The sequence below is a fragment of the Neorhizobium sp. PAMB6716 genome, assembly GCF_058242805.1.
The window spans coordinates 414326-432440 of sequence record NZ_CM177835.1 but is presented as its reverse complement, the minus strand read 5'-3'; the positions used below and the strand labels follow the sequence as shown (position 1 = coordinate 432440).

The 18115-nt window shown below is 61.1% G+C and carries 12 protein-coding genes; 4 read left to right on the top strand and 8 right to left on the bottom strand.

Annotation, left to right across the window (positions count from 1 at the left end; translation table 11 throughout):
* Positions 1–139: 139 nt before the first annotated feature.
* A complete protein-coding gene (locus tag AC4CWH_RS02010) occupies positions 140–4813 on the bottom strand; it encodes a cadherin-like beta sandwich domain-containing protein (protein WP_491320168.1) in 4674 nt (1557 codons plus the stop codon).
* A 924-nt stretch (positions 4814–5737) separates the two neighbouring features.
* Here AC4CWH_RS02010 and AC4CWH_RS02005 point away from each other — a divergent pair.
* Positions 5738–6580, top strand: a complete 843-nt coding sequence (locus AC4CWH_RS02005; RefSeq protein WP_491320167.1) for a phage tail protein — start codon at positions 5738–5740, stop codon at positions 6578–6580.
* A gap of 69 nt (positions 6581–6649) precedes the next feature.
* Here AC4CWH_RS02005 and AC4CWH_RS02000 read toward each other — a convergent pair whose 3' ends face one another.
* Positions 6650–7396, bottom strand: a complete 747-nt coding sequence (locus AC4CWH_RS02000) for a YebC/PmpR family DNA-binding transcriptional regulator (RefSeq protein ID WP_491283958.1) — start codon at positions 7394–7396, stop codon at positions 6650–6652.
* Between the two features lie 205 nt (positions 7397–7601).
* Between AC4CWH_RS02000 and AC4CWH_RS01995 the strand changes: the two genes are divergently transcribed.
* Complete coding sequence (locus AC4CWH_RS01995) at positions 7602–8105, top strand: pyridoxamine 5'-phosphate oxidase family protein (protein WP_491283957.1); 504 nt, start codon at positions 7602–7604, stop codon at positions 8103–8105.
* A gap of 61 nt (positions 8106–8166) precedes the next feature.
* On the opposite strand, the gene AC4CWH_RS01990 is transcribed toward AC4CWH_RS01995, so the two are convergent.
* Together AC4CWH_RS01990 and AC4CWH_RS01985 are read right to left on the bottom strand one after the other, a co-directional pair.
* Positions 8167–9018 carry an MBL fold metallo-hydrolase gene (locus AC4CWH_RS01990; protein ID WP_491320166.1) on the bottom strand — a complete coding sequence of 284 codons (852 nt, stop codon included), beginning with the start codon at positions 9016–9018 and terminating at the stop codon, positions 8167–8169.
* Positions 9019–9132: 114 nt separating this feature from the next.
* Complete coding sequence (locus AC4CWH_RS01985; RefSeq protein WP_491320165.1) at positions 9133–10389, bottom strand: MFS transporter; 1257 nt, start codon at positions 10387–10389, stop codon at positions 9133–9135.
* A 251-nt stretch (positions 10390–10640) separates the two neighbouring features.
* Between AC4CWH_RS01985 and AC4CWH_RS01980 the strand changes: the two genes are divergently transcribed.
* Both AC4CWH_RS01980 and AC4CWH_RS01975 read left to right on the top strand, forming a co-directional pair.
* Entirely contained in the window at positions 10641–10802 is a 162-nt protein-coding gene (locus AC4CWH_RS01980) for a hypothetical protein (RefSeq protein WP_491283954.1), read from the top strand.
* Between the two features lie 121 nt (positions 10803–10923).
* Positions 10924–12294: an FAD/NAD(P)-binding protein gene (locus AC4CWH_RS01975; RefSeq protein ID WP_491320164.1), complete on the top strand. Its 1371-nt coding sequence runs from the start codon at positions 10924–10926 to the stop codon at positions 12292–12294.
* Positions 12295–12299: 5 nt separating this feature from the next.
* Here the strand turns inward: AC4CWH_RS01975 and AC4CWH_RS01970 are convergent, their stop codons facing one another.
* The 4 genes from AC4CWH_RS01970 to AC4CWH_RS01955 all read right to left on the bottom strand — a co-directional run bounded on the left by AC4CWH_RS01970 (position 12300) and on the right by AC4CWH_RS01955 (position 17698).
* Complete coding sequence (locus tag AC4CWH_RS01970; RefSeq protein WP_491321331.1) at positions 12300–13217, bottom strand: PhzF family phenazine biosynthesis protein; 918 nt, start codon at positions 13215–13217, stop codon at positions 12300–12302.
* Positions 13218–13392: 175 nt separating this feature from the next.
* Complete coding sequence (locus AC4CWH_RS01965; protein WP_491320163.1) at positions 13393–14289, bottom strand: fructose bisphosphate aldolase; 897 nt, start codon at positions 14287–14289, stop codon at positions 13393–13395.
* A 219-nt stretch (positions 14290–14508) separates the two neighbouring features.
* Entirely contained in the window at positions 14509–15711 is a 1203-nt protein-coding gene (locus tag AC4CWH_RS01960) for a phosphoglycerate kinase (protein ID WP_491320162.1), read from the bottom strand.
* Between the two features lie 85 nt (positions 15712–15796).
* The gene (locus AC4CWH_RS01955) at positions 15797–17698 is read right to left on the bottom strand and encodes a potassium/proton antiporter (RefSeq protein WP_491320161.1); all 1902 of its coding nucleotides are present in this window, start codon (positions 17696–17698) and stop codon (positions 15797–15799) included.
* Positions 17699–18115: the final 417 nt, after the last annotated feature.

Sequence of the window (18115 nt, the reverse complement as noted above, 5' to 3'; positions counted from 1 at the left end):
CGAAGACTCTATCCGCGCGCCAAAAGCATCACGAAATGACACGCCGTTCCGCCGCAGCCGTGACTCCCACCCTCACGCCGGGATGCAGGCCTGCGGCGGTGCGACCAGCTTTCGAGAGACCGCACCCGCGCACCCCGGATCAGAACCGACTGGCAGCCCCCACCCTGACGCCAAGCCCGATATCTCCATCGCCTTCGATGTTAAACAGCAGGCGGGCATTGATGGCGAGTTTCGAGGTGGTTTCGATGGAAAGGCCGGCAGACACCGTGGCAAAAACACCGGAGCCGTCGAGGCCTGAAAAACCCAGGTTTGCGCCCAGAACAGGCGTCATCTGCGTCCCGTTTTCCAGGAGGAAATTGCGCGAGATTTCCGCACCGAGGCTTGCCCGCAACTGCTCCGTGGTAAATTCGTTCAGCTCGATCTCATCGCCCCCGTCGTTCGAGATCGTATAGCTGTCCACCGTTTCGGAGAGATAGAGGAGCCTTGCCTTCGGGCTGAGGATGACATCGTCTCCAAGCTGCCATTCGCCCTTCAGCGCCGTGTCAAACGCAAAGCGCGTCGTGTCGAACGTGCCATCCCAGAAGGCCGTGTCGATATCATTCGAAGACCCGCCATAGAGAACACTGGCGTCGAAGAACACGCCCCGCCCAAGTTCCAGCGAGGCATAGGGACCGGCAAGCCAGCCATTGCCGGTCAGTTCGGCATCCTCATCGCTCGGGTCGGTCATCCGGTCGTAATGGAAGGACACGCCAATCAGCGCCTTTTCCGTCAGCAGATAATCGCCGCCGGCGGAAATCATGGCGAACTGCCCCCACCGATCGCCGTTGTCCTCGCGATTGTGGGCCATGAATGTGCCGTCAATCCACAGGTTGAACGGCAGGAGATCGCCCGTGGCACCATCGGCGTTATCGCGGGCCGCCTCGATCTGCGCAAGGCTCGTCGAGAAGCCGAGCGTCATGCCATCCTGCGAGGGGGTCATGCGCATCGTGACAGGGTCGGTCGAGGCCGCCATGCGCCGGCGCTCCAGAAGGCCCGGCACCTTCAGGGTCGAGGCGATGAGGTTCTGTCGGCTGCGCACAAAACCGCGCACCAGCACATCGATATCCTGCACCACCTCATCGGGATCGTAGCCGAGATTATAGGTGACGGTGCCGGCGTTGGAAATGCCAAGCGCGCTTGTCAGCCGGAAACCCACCCGCACCTGCCCGGAATAGGCCGGATTGGGCGTGAACTGCAAATACCAGCCGACCGGCGTGACCGGCCCGGCCTGCGCCACTTGTCCCTGGATCAGCGTCGCTGTTCCCGCATTGGCGGGTTCCATGAAGGTGAGGTCCGCAGCAACGAACGGCCCGCCGGTGGCGCCGCGGTTGAGATAGACATCGGCAGGTGTGGCGCCGGGTGCCACATCGACAACCTTGTCCGACACCGTCACCGCCCGCGCCACCACCTTCAGCGTATAACTTGCCGTCGCCGTGTCGCCATTGCCGTCGCGCACCGTTAGCGTAAAGCTGTAATCACCTTCGCTGTCATTTTCGAGCGGTCCGGTGAGCGCGCCGGTGGACACGTTAAGCACCATACCATCCGGCAGGGCACCGGCCGACAGGCTGAACACCAGGGGTGCGATGCCACCGCTGACACTGATGTCCTGACTATATGCCTCTCCCGCCATGGCCTCCGGCAAGGCACCGGACGCAGGCGAGAAGCCAAAGGAAGCCGGTGCCGCCCGCGTGACCATGACCGTATAGGTTTTTGTCGTCGTGCCATCCTGCGCGGTGACCACGACATCGATGCCGTTTGACCCAACAGACAGCGACTGCGCACCCGAGGCGGTGCCGGAAGTGACCGCTGTTGCGGCAACGGTCACCGTCGCTGTGGCATCACTCACCGTCGGCTTCAGCGTCAACGACGTCGTCGCATTGGGGACCGATACCGCATAACTCGTGGTGCCCGCGGCAAATGTTGGCGTGAGCGTGCCGGACGACAGGGAGAGCGCAGCGAGATCGGCATCTGTGGAAGCCGGGGCCGCCCGCGTCACCGTCACCGTATAGGTTTTTGTCGTCGTGCCATCCTGCGCCGTCACCACCGTGGTGATCGTGTTGGAGCCGACATTCAGCGCAATTGCGCCTGAAGCATTCCCGGAGGTCACGGTGACACCGTTCACCGTCACTGTCGCAGTGGCGTCGCTCACTGTCGGCGTTGCAGTCACTGATGTCGTCGCATTGGGAACCGACACCGTATAACTCGTGGTGCCCGTGGCAAATGTTGGCGACAACGTGCCTGAAGACAGCGACAGCGCAGCCAGATCGGCATCTGTGGAAGCCGGGGCCGCTCGCGTCACCGTCACCGTATAGGTTTTTGTCGTCGTGCCATCCTGTGCCGTCACCACCGTGGTGATCGTGTTGGACCCGACGGCAAGGGCTATCGACCCGGAGGCGCTGCCAGAGGTCACGGTGACACCGTTCACCGTGACCGTCGCAGTGGCGTCGCTCACCGTCGGCGTTGCCGTCAGCGACGTGGTCGCGTTGGGAACTGAGGCCGTATAACTCGTGGTGCCCGCGGCAAATGTTGGCGACAGCGTGCCTGAAGACAGCGAGAGTGCAGCGAGATCGGCATCGGTGGAAGCCGGAGCCGCCCGCGTCACTGTCACCGTATAGGTTTTTGTCGTCGTGCCATCCTGTGCCGTGACCACGGTGGTGATCGTGTTGGAGCCGACATTCAGCGCAATTGCGCCCGAAGCAGTCCCCGAGGTCACTGTGACACCGTTCACCGTGACCGTCGCAGTGGCGTCGCTCACCGTCGGCGTTGCCGTCAGCGACGTGGTGGCGTTGGCAACGGAGGCCGTGTAGCTCGTGGTGCCCGCGGCAAATGTTGGCGTGAGCGTGCCGGACGACAGGGAGAGCGCAGCGAGATCGGCATCTGTGGAAGCCGGGGCCGCCCGCGTCACCGTCACCGTATAGGTTTTTGTCGTCGTGCCATCCTGCGCCGTCACCACCGTGGTGATCGTGTTGGAGCCGACATTCAGCGCAATTGCGCCTGAAGCATTCCCGGAGGTCACGGTGACACCGTTCACCGTCACTGTCGCAGTGGCGTCGCTCACTGTCGGCGTTGCAGTCACTGATGTCGTCGCATTGGGAACCGACACCGTATAACTCGTGGTGCCCGTGGCAAATGTTGGCGACAACGTGCCTGAAGACAGCGACAGCGCAGCCAGATCGGCATCTGTGGAAGCCGGGGCCGCTCGCGTCACCGTCACCGTATAGGTTTTTGTCGTCGTGCCATCCTGTGCCGTCACCACCGTGGCGATCGTATTGGAGCCGACGGCAAGGGCTATCGCCCCGGAGGCACTGCCGGAAGTGGTCGTGACACCGTTCACCGTGACCGTCGCAGTGGCGTCGCTCACCGTCGGCGTTGCCGTCAGCGACGTGGTCGCGTTGGGAACTGAGGCCGTATAACTCGTGGTGCCCGCGGCAAATGTTGGCGTGAGCGTGCCTGAAGACAGCGAGAGTGCAGCGAGATCGGCATCTGTGGAAGCCGGAGCCGCCCGTGTCACCGTCACCGTATAAGTTTTCGTCGTCGTGCCATCCGGCGCTGTCACCACCGTGGTGATCGTGTTGGAGCCGACATTCAGCGCAATTGCGCCTGAAGCATTCCCGGAGGTCACGGTGACACCGTTCACCGTGACCGTCGCAGTGGCGTCGCTCACCGTTGGCGTTGCCGTCAGCGACGTGGTGGCGTTGGCAACCGAGGCCGTATAACTCGTGGTGCCCGCGGTAAATGTTGGCGACAGCGTGCCGGACGAAAGCGAGAGTGCAGCGAGATCGGCATCGGTGGAGGCCGGGGCCGCCCGCGTCACCGTCACCGTATAGGTTTTTGTCGTCGTGCCGTCCTGCGCCGTCACCACTGTGGTGATCGTGTTGGAGCCGACGGCAAGGGCTATCGCCCCGGAGGCGCTGCCGGACGTGGTCGTGACACCGTTCACCGTCACCGTCGCAGTGGCGTCGCTCACCGTCGGCGTTGCAGTCACTGATGTGGTCGCGTTGGGAACTGAGGCCGTATAACTCGTGGTGCCCGTGGCAAATGTTGGCGACAGCGTGCCAGACGACAGGGAGAGCGCAGCGAGATCGGCATCTGTCGAGGCCGGGGCCGCCCGCGTTACCGTGACCGTATAGGTTTTTGTCGTCGTGCCGTCCTGCGCCGTCACCACTGTGGTGATCGTGTTGGAGCCGACATTCAGCGCAATTGCGCCTGAAGCATTTCCGGAGGTCACGGTGACACCGTTCACCGTCACCGTCGCAGTGGCGTCGCTCACTGTCGGCGTTGCAGTCACTGATGTGGTCGCATTGGGAACTGAGGCCGTATAACTCGTGGTGCCCGCGGTAAATGTTGGCGACAGCGTGCCTGAAGACAGCGAGAGTGCAGCGAGATCGGCATCGGTGGAAGCCGGAGCCGCCCGCGTTACCGTGACCGTATAGGTTTTTGTCGTCGTGCCGTCCTGCGCCGTCACCACTGTGGTGATCGTGTTGGACCCGACATTGAGCGCAATCGCACCCGATGCATTGCCGGACGTGGTCGTGACACCGTTGACCGTCACCGTGGCCGTGGCATCGCTCAACGTCGGCGTTGCAGTCACTGATGTGGTCGCGTTGGGAACTGAGGCCGTATAACTCGTGGTGCCCGTGGCAAATGTTGGCGACAGCGTGCCAGACGACAGGGAGAGCGCAGCGAGATCGGCATTCGTGGAAGCAGCACCTGCCGGAGTACAGGTCGCCACCATGGTGACAGAGGCAACGTCCGATGCTGCGGCGAAACTCACGGCCGTTTCCAGGGCAAAATAGGTAATCGTTCCGTCGAATGTATAGGATCCAGTCGCGGAATAAGGCCCTGTTCCCGTCGAACTGCCGGAATTTTCTTCCTTGTCATAATCGCCGGCATAATAGTTAACAAGGGTTGAACCGGAGACATTCAAAGACACGTTACCATTGACAGACCATGAAACCGTCTCTCCCACCGAAAAACCGTTGTAGTCCTTGTAATCATTTGACAACACGCCGGGGGGTAAGGTGGTGGTGGTCAGCGTCCGCCCCGAACCGCTCCAGTCCGCATTCAAACTCGTACATGCTGAAGATGGATCAGCAGCCTCAGCAGGCGAGCCCATCACGCCCGCAGCCAATGCGAGAACAAGAAGACCGACAATTTTTCGCCAAAAGCCAGGCGTCAAAGCCCGAAGGCAAAAGTGCGCCATCGCCAAACCTGCGCGGCCGCAGAAAAACGACAGTAACTTCAAGAATAGAACCATGTAAATTCTCTGCCGAAAGGCGCCGTTTTCGAAAAAGACCATTATAAGGCTTAAAGAACAGCTGTCTGATGCTTACTTCGATTTTCGGGCAGCAGGAAACACCAAACTCAAATTTAAGATGCAGAGCGGCCAATTCACAACCAAGAACTTTTTGGTTGCGCGAAATATGCAACACAATTGCAATCTGGGATGGTTTTTTGACATTCTCACACGAATACAACCTGAAGAGGAAATTTTTAACCGACAAAGATGGCAACCGAGGATCATCCGCGTTTCCTCCCGCTGCCTGAGCGTCCTCCCCAGCGACAGCGGCCTTCCGTCTGCAGCAATGCCTATACTCTTTTTTGATGCATCGTATTTACGATACACTTTTTAGGTGTATATTTGCCATGGCTTTCGCCGCAGCGTTGAGCGCAGGCCCATGAGCAAAGGGAGAACACCATGATCGACGTGCAGAAAATCGCCCATTTCCTGGGTAGAGGCCTCGCCACCACCGGGACGATGGCCACACTTGTCGCAAGCGGCAGTGTGATATCGATGACCACGGCATCGCCCGCGGCGGCTTGCTCATCCGAACCCTACATCGGCTCAGTCTGCATCATGGCGACCAATTTCTGCCCATACGGCTATGTCGCCGCCAACGGACAGACGATTCAAACCAATGAAAACCAGGCCCTGTTCTCGCTCATCTACGGCATCTATGGCCAGACGCCCCAATCTTCATTCGTCATGCCTGACCTGCGCGGGCGCAGTCCCATCGGCTCTGGCGCAGGACCAGGCCTCGTTGCGATTGACCTGGGTGCAAAGGTTGGCGCGCAGCAAACCGTTCTTACCGCCACGCAAGTTCCCCTGGTGCCGCATACGCATCCCGCGACCTTCACCGGCACCGGCACCGGAACGCAAGCCGTGGAGGTGCCGGCACAGGCCGGAACCCTTGCCGTCAGCGCAAAGCTGGTCGCAAAACAGATACAAGGCGGTCCGAATGCCGTCACCGGTGCATTTCTCGGCCAGGGATCCGCGGGCGGCGCAACGCAGGCCCCGATCTATGTGCCAGCGTCAACAACGGCAGGCAGTGCCGAACTGGGTGGGCTTGACGTGCAACTGACGGGAACGCCGGGCAGCCCAAAGATCAACTTCAATGTGCCAACCGGTATCACGGGCGGCACCGTTACGGTTTCACCAAACCAGCCGGTCTCAGCCACAGCCGCCGTCAGCACCCAGTCTCCCGGTCTCGGCCTGACCCTGTGTATCGCGGTAACCGGCCTCTATCCACAGCGCCCTTGACATCGATGCCCAAACGAAAACGCCGGCCCGTGAATGACAGGGCCGGCGTTTTTATAAGATCGATGTTGATCAGGCCGAAAGCTTGGCCATAACCTCGTCGGACACCTCAAAGTTGGAATAGACGGTCTGCACGTCGTCATCATCTTCCAGATTATCGATGAGCTTCATCAGCGACTGGGCCTTTTCCTCATCCACCGGAACGGTGTTCTGCGGCTTCCAGGCGGACTTGACCGTCTGGGCTTCGCCAAGCACGGCTTCGAGTGCCTTCGATACTTCGCCCATGCTCTCGAACGCGCAGATGATGGTGTGGCCGTCCTCATCGGAAATCACGTCGTCGGCGCCGGCCTCGATCGCGGCTTCCATGATCGTGTCGGCATCGCCGGCCGAGGTCTTGTAGACGATTTCGCCGACGTGATCGAAGGAGAAGGACACCGAGCCGGTTTCGCCCAATGCGCCGCCGGCCTTGGTGAAGATGGAGCGCACGTTGGACGCGGTGCGGTTGCGGTTGTCGGTCAGCGCTTCCACGATGATGGCCGTGCCGCCCGGGCCATAGCCTTCGTAGCGGATCGCATCATAGGTCTCGGCATCGGCACCGGAGGCCTTCTTGATGGCGCGGTCGATATTGTCCTTCGGCATGGACTGGGCCTTGGCGTTCTGGATCGCCAGACGCAATGCCGCGTTCATGCTCGGATCGGGCAGACCGGTTTTTGCAGCAACGGTGATTTCACGTGCAAGCTTGGAGAACATCTTGGACCGGATGGAATCCTGACGGCCCTTGCGGTGCATGATGTTCTTGAACTGTGAATGGCCAGCCATGGCACCCCTTCATGCGTAAAAATGTCCAGAATGGCCGGCTTATAGGCACGAATGGCCCTGCTGTTCAAGGAAAAAGCGGTTCACCACAGCTTTGCCGCCGCCCCTTGAGACTGCCTTCCGGCCCGCGACCGCACTCTTTGCCATCGGAACAAAGCACGGCGGGCAACGTTCTTGACCCGACCTCCACATCACGAAAGGATCGGCTATGGTAAGTCTGACGGAAGCGCGCGAGCAGCCTGCGCGCCAGCTCTGGGAAGAGATCAACGCAATCCATGCCGGCATGCTGGGCCTTGAAGGCTCCTCCATGCACATGCAGCCGATGGCACCCCATGGGGACCCCAAGACCAACACGGTCTGGTTCTTCACCCGCAACGATACCGATCTTGCCAAGGCGATCCGCCCCGGCACGCGCGCGCATTTCTGCGTCACCGGCAAGAACCACGATTATCATGCGTGCCTTGCAGGCGTCATCGAATTGCGCAAGGACATGGCCAAGATCGACGAATACTGGAGCGCCGTTACCGCCGCCTGGTTCGAACACGGCAAGGACGACCCTGCCCTCACAATGCTGGCCCTGCATGTCGATGATGCCGAAATCTGGGCCTCGACGGACAGCAGCCTGAAATTCGGCTGGGAAATCGCCAAGGCCAACATGAACGAGGAAAAGATGCCTGACGTCGGTGTGAAGCAGCACCTGACATTCGCCTGAAAACTCTGAATATCCATCAGGCATTTTGCGCCGCGTATCCAACAGGGATACGCGGCGTTTCTTATAGCCCCTGCGGCACGATGATCTGCGGCTTGCGGGGCAGGTTGCGCATGGACACAGTCAGGGTGGGGCGATCGGCGTAGACGATGTCAAAGCGGCTATCGAACATCGCAAGAAACCGCTCGAGCGATGGTCCGCCGCGATGCATCGGCAGGATCAGCGAGGAGCGCAGGCGCTGCACGACACGGCTCATGCTATCCGCCCCCATCGTCAACCCGCCATCTGTGGGCACCATCAGCACGTCGAGACGGCCGATTTCGGCATAGTGCGTATCCGTCAATTCATGATGGAGATGGCCGAGATGACCAATGCAAAGGCCCGCCATTTCGAAGATGAAGATGGAATTGCCGTTTTCCTCGAAACCGCCATAGGCACGGATATCGGTGGAGACATTGCGGATATAGCTGTCGCCCACCATCACGTGGTGTTCGGCCTTTTCGCCAGGCACGTCGCTCCAGCCGGGCAATACGTGTTCGATGGCGGGATCGGGCGACAGGGTAAAATGGGTGGAATGCGCCTTGTTCATTGTCACCACGTCGGGCGTCACGGTCGGGCGGTGATAACCGCTATAATCGGTGGCGATCACCACGCCTTCAGGGCTTTCGATCTGATAGGTGGAATGGCCGATGAAGGTGATCTTCACGTCTTCGCGGTTCACCTTGGCCTGCGCGATCTCATAAGGGGAAAAGCTTGCAAACGTGGCTCTGGGCACCGCCTGCGCAATAGCCTGGCACTGGCTGACGGGCACTTGCGAAGGGGATGGCCGCGGCGATGGAAGAGATGACTGGGCGTGCGCCGTGGCAATAAGCGCCGTCATCGACAGCAGAGCGAATGCGACAGTCCGCAGCATCATGCCACTCCCTCGTCCGGTCCGGTTGAGAAAAGATGCGGCATGTCTTGAACAGCGTCCAGCCGGAAGTTTTAACCCCGGCTCACAATCGTGTCATTGTGTCATCCCGTCGCCTGATCAGCGCGCTTCGCCATCGGCGGGCGCGCGCGGATCGAGCATCAAGCTCTCAGGCGTGGCAAGCGGCGCATTGGCGGCGGGCGCCGTTGCGTAATTGTCCTTTTCCGCCCGCGGCAAGGCGGCCCTCTGCCGGCTGCGGAAAATCGCATGGGCGACAACGGCAATATGCGCGCAGGCGGTGACGGCAAAGAGGGCATGCGGGCCGAAATGCGTCATGACCGGGCCGCCCAGTGTCGGACCAATGATCGTGCCGATGCCAAACAGCAGCAGCAGACCGCCGGACACTTTTACGAAATCTTCCGAGGAGGCGAAGTCGTTGGCGTGGGCAACGGCAATGGGATAAAGCGCATTGGCCGCCGCCCCATAAATCGCCACAAGCGGAATGATGACGTAGACATGCATCGGCTGGAACACGAAGAGCAGCGCACCGGCCACAGCCGAAAGGCCTGAAAGCCCCGCCAGCACGAAACGCCGGTCCATGCGGTCGGACAGGCGGCCTGCCGGAAACTGCATCACGGCGCCGGCAAAGATGGTGATGCTGACCATGATGGCGATGGTGGACTGGTGCATGCCGGCCTGGGAGGCAAAAACGGCCACCAGCGTACCATAAGCGCCATTGGCGATGCCGATCATCAGGATGCCGACAAACGACACGGGCGAATTTCGGTAGAGTGCTGGAAGATCCAGACTGACCCGTTTCAACGGTTGTGGCGAGGCGGCCGTCGACAGCGTCGTCGGCAGGATGGCGAGGCAATAGAGAATGCCGCAGACCATGAACAGGAACGGTGTCGTGACATCCGCCAGTCCGACCAGAAGCTGCCCACCAACCACGCCCATCAGGGTGATGGAAATGTAGAGCGAGAAGATCGCGCCACGGCTTTCATTGGTCGCCCGCTCGTTCAGCCAGCTTTCGATGATCATCGAGGTGCCGGCGGTGCAGAAACCGGTGACGGCCCGCAGTGTCAGCCAGGCGCCGTCATGCACGACCATGCCGGTGACGAGAACGTTAAGGCAGATGATGGCGCCGAAGCCGGAAAAGGCGCGGACATGGCCGATGCGGCGGACAAGTTGCGGCGCAACGAAACACCCGAGCACAAAGCCGCCGGCCCAGGTGGTGCCGAGGAGACCCAGCACCTCGTTGGAATATCCTTCATGCGTTCCGCGCACCGGCAAAAGCAGGCCCTGCAGACCATTGCCCAGAAACAGGAAAAGCGTACCGATAAGAAGACTGAGAACAGGCAGGATATTGCGAGGCATTGAGAGAGACCGTTGGCGTTCGGTTCAGTTTCTGCCCTGCAACAAAGCACGGCAATGGTTAAACTTGCAGTGCCAAACGCCCCTGATGCAGCAGTTATTTCCGCATGAAAGGACGATTGGCGGCGCAAAGGACAGCGAGCCGGCTTCCAACCACAAAAGAATTGGTATCGAATCTCTCTCCCCACGCCTATCTGTGCGTGCAGACCAAAAATGTCCAGCCTGTGGCTGACCTCGCATGAGCCGGAAAAATCATGACGAAACTGATCGGCCTCCTGCTCATCCTGGCCATGATCGTGCATCTCATCAAGCCGCTCGGCCTGCCCTTCCTGAAGCGCCGCAGCGATTTCTGGCGGATCGCGGTTCTGGCTTTTGCGCTGTGGGCCGTGACGCTGCTGCTGCGCGATTTCACCTGAAAACCGACGATAAATTTTCCCGATCCTGCGCCCTTGAAATCTCTACCTGATCGATAGAGATTAAACTCTTGGCAAGCGGAACCACCGGTTCATGATGACCGGCGGGCAACCAGGAGCGCGCATGAAGTATGATGTCGCCGTCGTCGGGGCCGGATTTTCGGCCATCGCAGTCACCATCAACCTGATGCGGCACCTGCCCGCATCCGCCCGCATTGCCGTCGTCGGAGATGATCCCGGATTTGGGCGCGGCACGGCCTATCGCAGCGAATTCCACCTGCACCGCCTCAACGTTCCCGCCGCACGCATGTCGATCGACCCGGATGCGCCGGAGGATTTTCTCGACTGGCTGCGTGACCACGAGCGTCCGATTTCCGGCAGCGACTTTGCCCCGCGCAGCGATTTCGGTCTTTACCTGCGCGACCGGCTGGCAGCCCTGCTGCGCGAGCGCGATAGCCGCGCCAAGGTGGATTTCATCAAGGCAAAGGCCGTCGGCTGCCTGGATATCGGGCCGGAGACGACGCTGATCCGGCTGGATAATGGCGATGGGCTGGCGGTGAAGGCAACCGTGCTCTGTCTCGGTGTCGGCAGCGCGCCGCTTCCCTTAGGCCACGATGCCATCGCCCCCGCCGCGCGCACCGTCATCGTTGAAAATCCATGGCGGCTGAGCTGGCTGTCGAAGGTCGGCCGTCATGAGCGGGTGGCTATGCTGGGCTCCGGCCTGACCATGGTGGATCAGGTGCTGGCGCTGCGCGCCACCGGCCATCGCGGCCAGATCCATGTTCTCTCCCGGCGCGGGCTGTTGCCGCACGCCCATGACGTGCATCACGGCACGCCCGTTCCCTTGGACCTTCCCGAAACGAACCGGCAGATCAGTACGCTTCTGTCTCACCTGCGCCGCAAGGTGCGCGCGGGCGCCCCCTGGCGGTCGGTGATGGATGGGCTTCGGCCGCACACCCAAAACCTCTGGCAACAGCTGAACGAAGAGCAGAAGGCACGGTTTCTTCGCCATGCCCTGGCCTGGTGGACCATCCACCGCCACCGGCTGGCACCCGATGTCGGCGTGGAACTGAAGCGGCTGGTGGCCGATGGCACCGTGTCCGTGCATGCCGGTTTCCTGCAGCGCATCGAGGCAACCGATCCGGGTGTCACTCTCACCTATCGCAAACGCGGATCAAGCGGACTGGAGCGCCTCAGCGCCGACTGGATTGTCAACTGCACCGGCATGGAGCGCGCCGGCATCCGCCATTCGCCGCTGTTGCAGGCGATGGCGGCACGAGGCCAGTTGCAGGGCGATCCGCTCGGGCTTGGCATCGTGGTCAACGGCCAGTCGCAACTGGTCGCACCCGGTGGAGATACGCATGCCCACATCTACGTTGTGGGCGCGCTGACAGCCGGGCGGTTCTGGGAAATCACCGCCGTGCCGGATATTCGCGTGCAGGCGCAAGGCGTGGCCCGCTCCATTTGCGCAGCCCTGGAAAGGGAGCCGGCTTAAGGCCGTCAGAAGGCGATGCGGCCTTCCATGACGCTGACGCAGCGGCCGCTGATCCGCACATTGCGCACAGTGCCCGCCTCCTTTGTCACGGCAACCTCGATCAAGCTGCGGCGCCCCATCTCGACGCCCTGCTCGATAGTGATCTGAAACTCGGCGTCGGCTCTGTCGTCGAGACTTGCCAGAAACGCCGACAGGGCGCCGGACGCGCTGCCGGTGGCCGGATCTTCGATGACATTGTCGAGCGGCGCAAACATGCGGGCCCGCAGATGCCACGGATCGTTGCCATCTCTTACATAGAGAAACAGCGAGAAATCATGCGGCGACGGGCCATGGCTTGCGGCGGCATCGCCAAAGGCTGCAAGGTTCGGGCGGGCGCGGCCAAGCGCTTGGAGATCGCAGACTTCGGCCACCACGAAAGGCAGACCGACGGAGACATGGCGCGGCGGATGACGGTCCAGCCGTAAAGCACCCTCCGGCAGGCTGGCGCAGGCGAGGATGACGTCTGCCGGCACCGCATTACCGATGACGAGCGGTTGCGGCGCGCGGATGGTGGCCCCCACCACGATAGCGCCGTCTCGCTTCAGAACGACCTCGACCAGGCCTGCCTTTTCTTCAAACCTCAACACATCGCCGATGGCGCGGCCGAAGAGATGGCTCTCCTGACCAAGGACGAAGGCGGTTCCGACATTGGGGTGGCCGGCGAAGGGAATTTCGGCGGTTGGCGTAAAAATCCGCACCCGCGCATCGTTTGCGGGATCTTCCGGCGGCAGCACGAAGGTGATTTCCGAATAACCGAACTCGGCGGCAATCTTCTGCATGGCCGCATCGCTGATGCCGCGAGCATCGGGAAATACCGCCAACGGATTTCCGGCGAAACGCTCCGTGGTGAAGACGTCGGTAGTAACGAATACTGCTGTGCCCATTCCTGCTGTGCCCATGCCTGCTGTGCCCATGCCTGCCGCTCCTGATGTTGAGCCGCATGGCTATCGCAGCGGCTGCCGCTTCACCAGCCAAAGCTTTTGACGCAATCCATCAGAAAATGTGAAGGGCCGCCCCCTCTCGGGAGCGACCCTTCTCCTCCTCCAGAAAGGCGAGGAATCAGACTTTGTTGACGCTCGCCGCGCAGATCTGATCGATCGTGCCGGCAAGGCTCGTATTGAACTCTTCGTCGCTCATCGAAACGCGCAGGCCTTCCGTCAGGCCACGCGAGAAGCTGGCGATCATGCCATGGTTGTGGCTGAGCTTCTCGCAGGCATCCACTGTGCTATAGCCGCCCGACAGCGCCACGAGGCGCACGACCGACGGATGGGCAACGAGCGGCGCATAAAAATCGGCAACACTGGGGATCGTCAGCTTCAGCATGACGGTGACGCCAGAAGGCAGCTTGTCGAGTTCGGCGATGATCTCGTCGCGCAGAATGGCTTCTGCTTCGGCCTTGGTCGTGCTCTTGATGGAAACTTCAGGTTCGATGATCGGCATCAGGCCCTGGCCGATGATCTGGCGGGCCACTTCGAACTGCTGCTTGACGACGGCGGCAATGCCGACCTTATCCGCATGGGCAATGACGGAACGCATCTTGGTGCCGAAAATCCCCTTTTCGCGGCCACGGATGAGGAGCGCGTCGAGATCGGGCATCGGCTTCATGGTCTGAACGCCGTTTTCTTCCGCATTCAGGCCCTTGTCGACCTTGAGGAAGGGCACCACGCCGCGATTTTCCCAGAGATAGGAGGGAACCGGCTGGCCATCCACATCACCATCCATGGTGCGCTCGAACAGGATGGCACCAATGACCTTGTCGCTCGAGAATGCAGGGGCGGTCATGATGCGCACGCGCATGGCGTGCATCAGGCGGAACATGTCCTCTTCACTGCTGTAATCGCTGTCGGACACGCCATAAAGACGCAACGCTCCGGGTGTTGAACCACCACTCTGATCCAGCGCCGCAATAAATCCCGGCGCGGAACTCATCCTGTCCAACATCTTGGCGTACCCCATGCTTACACTCCTGTCCCTAAAGTCGGCGCACTATGCGTTCATATCTCGCAAGATACCATCCGCGGATAACAGAAGTTTTTATGCAGGGAAATCCTATGCTTAGGAGTTGAAACGATTGAATTTATTTCAATCGTTTAAAATATCTAAAATAATTTAAATCTGTTTGTATCCGCAGGCGAGGTGCTTGGAAAAGACCTCGCCTGCGCTAACATGTCGCGCTTATGCGCTCTTCTGCAGAACGGCAACGCCGGGCAGTTCCTTGCCTTCCATCCATTCCAGGAAGGCGCCGCCGGCTGTGGAGACATAGGAGAAATCGTCGGCAACGCCCGCATGGTTGAGGGCCGACACCGTATCGCCACCACCGGCGACGGAGACGAGCTTGCCGGCCTTTGTTTCTTCAGCCGCAAGCTTTGCAGCCGCCACCGTTGCCTTATCGAAGGGCTCGATTTCAAAGGCGCCGAGCGGGCCGTTCCAGACCAGCGTCTGCGCCTTTTCGATCCAGCCGCCGATCAATTCGATGGTTTTGGGGCCGACATCCAGCATCATCGCATCGGCCGGGATCGCCTCGATATCGACCACTTCATTGGCTGCACCGGCCTTGAACTCGCGGGCGACGACGCCGTCGACCGGCAGCACGATGGCGCAATTGGCGTTTGCCGCCTCGATCATGATCTTCTTGGCAAGATCGGCCAGATCATGTTCGCAGAGCGACTTGCCGACATTGGTGCCGCGCGCTGCGATAAACGTGTTGGCCATGCCGCCGCCGATGACCAGCGCATCGACGCGCTTCACAAGGTTCATTAGGAGATCGATCTTGGTGGACACTTTGGCGCCGCCGACGATGGCAACGACCGGACGGGTGGGGTTGCCAAGGCCCTTTTCCAGCGCTTCCAGTTCCTGCTGCATGGTGCGGCCGGCATAGGCGGGCAGAAGGTGCGCAAGGCCCTCCGTCGAGGAATGCGCACGGTGGGCGGCGGAAAACGCGTCGTTGATGTAGATGTCGCCGTTTTCGGCGAGCGCCTTGGTAAAGGCCGGATCGTTCTTTTCCTCGCCGGCGTGGAAGCGGGTGTTTTCGAGAAGCAGGATATCGCCGTTTGCCATGCCCGATACGGCCTCGGATGCGGGCGCACCGATGCAATCGGCGGCAAAGAGAACCGCATGATCCAGCACGGCCTCGACGGCCGGGGCGATCAGCTTCAGCGACATGTCGGCGACCGGCGCACCCTTCGGGCGGCCGAAATGGGCGAGCAGGATGACCTTGGCGCCCTTGCCCGACAATTCCAGAATGGTGGGGGCCACGCGTTCGATGCGCGTGACATCGCTCACCTTGCCGTCCGATACGGGCACGTTGAGATCGACGCGCACGAGAACGCGCTTGCCGGCAATATCGGAAAGGTCGTCGAGGGTCTTGAAGGCCGCCATGGTCTGCATCCGTTTTTTAGGGTTGTGATTTCGATGCGGACCATACCCCACCTGACCGATGACGCAAGCCCGGGACGGGCGGCAATCAGGGCTGATTTTCGCCGGGCCCGGCAGACGGCGGAAGGTCCGTTTCGAAAGGCTCCGCAACAGTCGGTGCGGCCGGCACAACGGCTGCGGCAGGCGTTGGTTTGCCCCGGTAGCGACGCAGCGTATCGCGCACGCGATGGGCGATTTCGCGAAAGTTGATGAAGATCGGCAGCGAGATGGCCGGCTCCACCGGTTCGAGCGAAATGCCGACGGAACGGATGTGGTCGTTCTCATCGAGTTCGCGCACGATGAGGATGATCGAGCCGAGCCGCACGCGGTCGGCATATTCGGCATTGCCGCCGAGACGGTAGGTCATGAGATCGCCGATGGTCATTGCCTGTTCGGCAACGGTCAGCAGGCCCGGACCATAGGCGGCATCGAGTTCGCGCGAGGGGCGGCTTGCGGAAATGGCAAAGGCGCCGAAGAAATCCGCATCGTCTTCATCGACAGGCGCGCGGCTGGCAAACAGCCGGTCGAGCAGGCGCGAATAACCGGGCGCGATGAAGAGGTAGACATAATCCTTTTCCCGGAGACGCCCGGCATACTGATAGCGCATGCTGCGGCCATCGCGCACGACGAGCGAGGGCGTTGCCCAGCGCGGGATCCGCTCGCCGCGCAGCACCGGGCTATCCCTGATCACACGGTAGGAAATCAGTTCGTGCGTGGCACGGCCCGGCAGGTCCAGTTCCACCTTGTCCACCTCGCCCATGCGCTTGGGTATGATGAGGCCGAGCCGTTCGGCCACCGGCTTAATCGTCCAGCCCTGCACCAGAAGCGACACCAATACGATGATGAAGGCGGTATTGAAATAGACATGGCCGTCATCGATGCCGCCAAGGATCGGCATGATGCCGAGCAGGATGGAAACGGCACCGCGAAGCCCGACCCAGGCGACGAAGCCGATTTCCTGCTGGGTGAAATCGAACGGCAGAAGGCTCAGCCACACCGCAATCGGACGCGCGACGAAGATGAGGAACAGCGCAAGGCCGATGGCCGGCAGCAGGATAGCGGGAAACTGCGAGGGCGTGGCAAGCAGGCCGAGCAGCAGGAACATGATGATCTGGGCAAGCCAGGTCAGCCCGTCCTGAAAGCGGGTAATGGCTTCCTTGGCAAAGATCTTGCGGTTTCCGGCAAAGATGCCCGCGACATAAACGGCGAGGAAGCCGCTGCCGCCAACGGCACCGGTGAAGGAAAACACCAGCAGCGACAGCGCGAGAACAAAAATCGGCGCCAGCCCCCGGTCGACAGGCAGGCGGTTGAGCACCGCCACGATCATGATGCCGCCGAGAAGGCCAAGCGCGCCGCCAAGGCCCATCTGCTTCACGAACATCGTCAGGAGATCAAGGTTGAAGCCGGAGGCGCCATGGCCGGAACTGATCAGTTCCACCAGCGCGATGGTGAGAAACACCGCCATCGGATCGTTGGTGCCCGATTCCACCTCGAGCGAGGAGCGCACCTTGTCGCGGATATGAATGCCGCCGATGCGCAGCAGGAAGAACACGGCCGCCGCATCGGTGGAGGCAACGATGGAGCCGAGGAGCAGGCCTTCCAGCCAGCTCAGCCCCAGAAACAGCGAGGCGGCGAAGGCAAAGATGGAGGCGGTCAGCACCACGCCGAGCGAGGCCATGGTGATGGCGGGCATGGCGGCGATGCGGAACGAATGGAGAGACGTGCCGAAACCGCTATCGAACAGGATGACGGCGAGCGCCAGAGACCCCATCATGTAGGCAACGGGATAATTGCTGAACTCGATGCCGATGCCATCGACCCCGGCCACAAGCCCGATCAGCAGGAAGACGAGCAGCAGCGGAGCGCCGAACCGGAAGGCGAGAAGACTGGAGAAGGCGGCCGCCAGCACCAGGATCGTTCCCACCAGCAGGATGATGTAAAAGGCCTCCAAGGCTTGCGCTCCCCTCTTCCGTTCTTCAGGTGACCGCAGCTCTCGAAGGTGGCGCGGCAACACTCTTGCTCATGTGTGCCCCCTGTCGCACCCCTCCCCTTTTAGAGACGGCTTCATCGTCACGGCATTCGCATCATGCGTGCCGCGCAACCGCCTCGACGAGAAGCGGAACAGAAAAAGGATGCAGGTCCGGCATAAACCGGCAGGAATCAGGCAATGACCAATTAGGCATGATCAAATCCGGCAAGAGAAGGGCGAAGCGGCAAAAACCTTGCGGCTCGCGACAGTTTTCCGTCCCCCCGGAGATGCGGTCTGGAACAGGGCCGCACCGAACGTCGGCTTCACCGTCTACCGGTGCCAGATGAAACCGCGGACATTGCCGCAAAAACGAAAAAGGGCGGCCGAACAGGTCGGCCG

Coding starts and splice junctions, on each gene's coding strand:
- AC4CWH_RS01965 (WP_491320163.1), bottom strand. CDS start 14,289: ATGGGGTACGCCAAGATGTTGGACAGGATGAGTTCCGCGCCGGGATTT.
- AC4CWH_RS02000 (WP_491283958.1), bottom strand. CDS start 7,396: ATGGCTGGCCATTCACAGTTCAAGAACATCATGCACCGCAAGGGCCGT.
- AC4CWH_RS01970 (WP_491321331.1), bottom strand. CDS start 13,217: ATGGGCACAGCAGTATTCGTTACTACCGACGTCTTCACCACGGAGCGT.
- AC4CWH_RS01960 (WP_491320162.1), bottom strand. CDS start 15,711: ATGGCGGCCTTCAAGACCCTCGACGACCTTTCCGATATTGCCGGCAAG.
- AC4CWH_RS01990 (WP_491320166.1), bottom strand. CDS start 9,018: ATGATGCTGCGGACTGTCGCATTCGCTCTGCTGTCGATGACGGCGCTT.
- AC4CWH_RS01995 (WP_491283957.1), top strand. CDS start 7,602: ATGGTAAGTCTGACGGAAGCGCGCGAGCAGCCTGCGCGCCAGCTCTGG.
- AC4CWH_RS01975 (WP_491320164.1), top strand. CDS start 10,924: ATGAAGTATGATGTCGCCGTCGTCGGGGCCGGATTTTCGGCCATCGCA.
- AC4CWH_RS01980 (WP_491283954.1), top strand. CDS start 10,641: ATGACGAAACTGATCGGCCTCCTGCTCATCCTGGCCATGATCGTGCAT.
- AC4CWH_RS02005 (WP_491320167.1), top strand. CDS start 5,738: ATGATCGACGTGCAGAAAATCGCCCATTTCCTGGGTAGAGGCCTCGCC.
- AC4CWH_RS01985 (WP_491320165.1), bottom strand. CDS start 10,389: ATGCCTCGCAATATCCTGCCTGTTCTCAGTCTTCTTATCGGTACGCTT.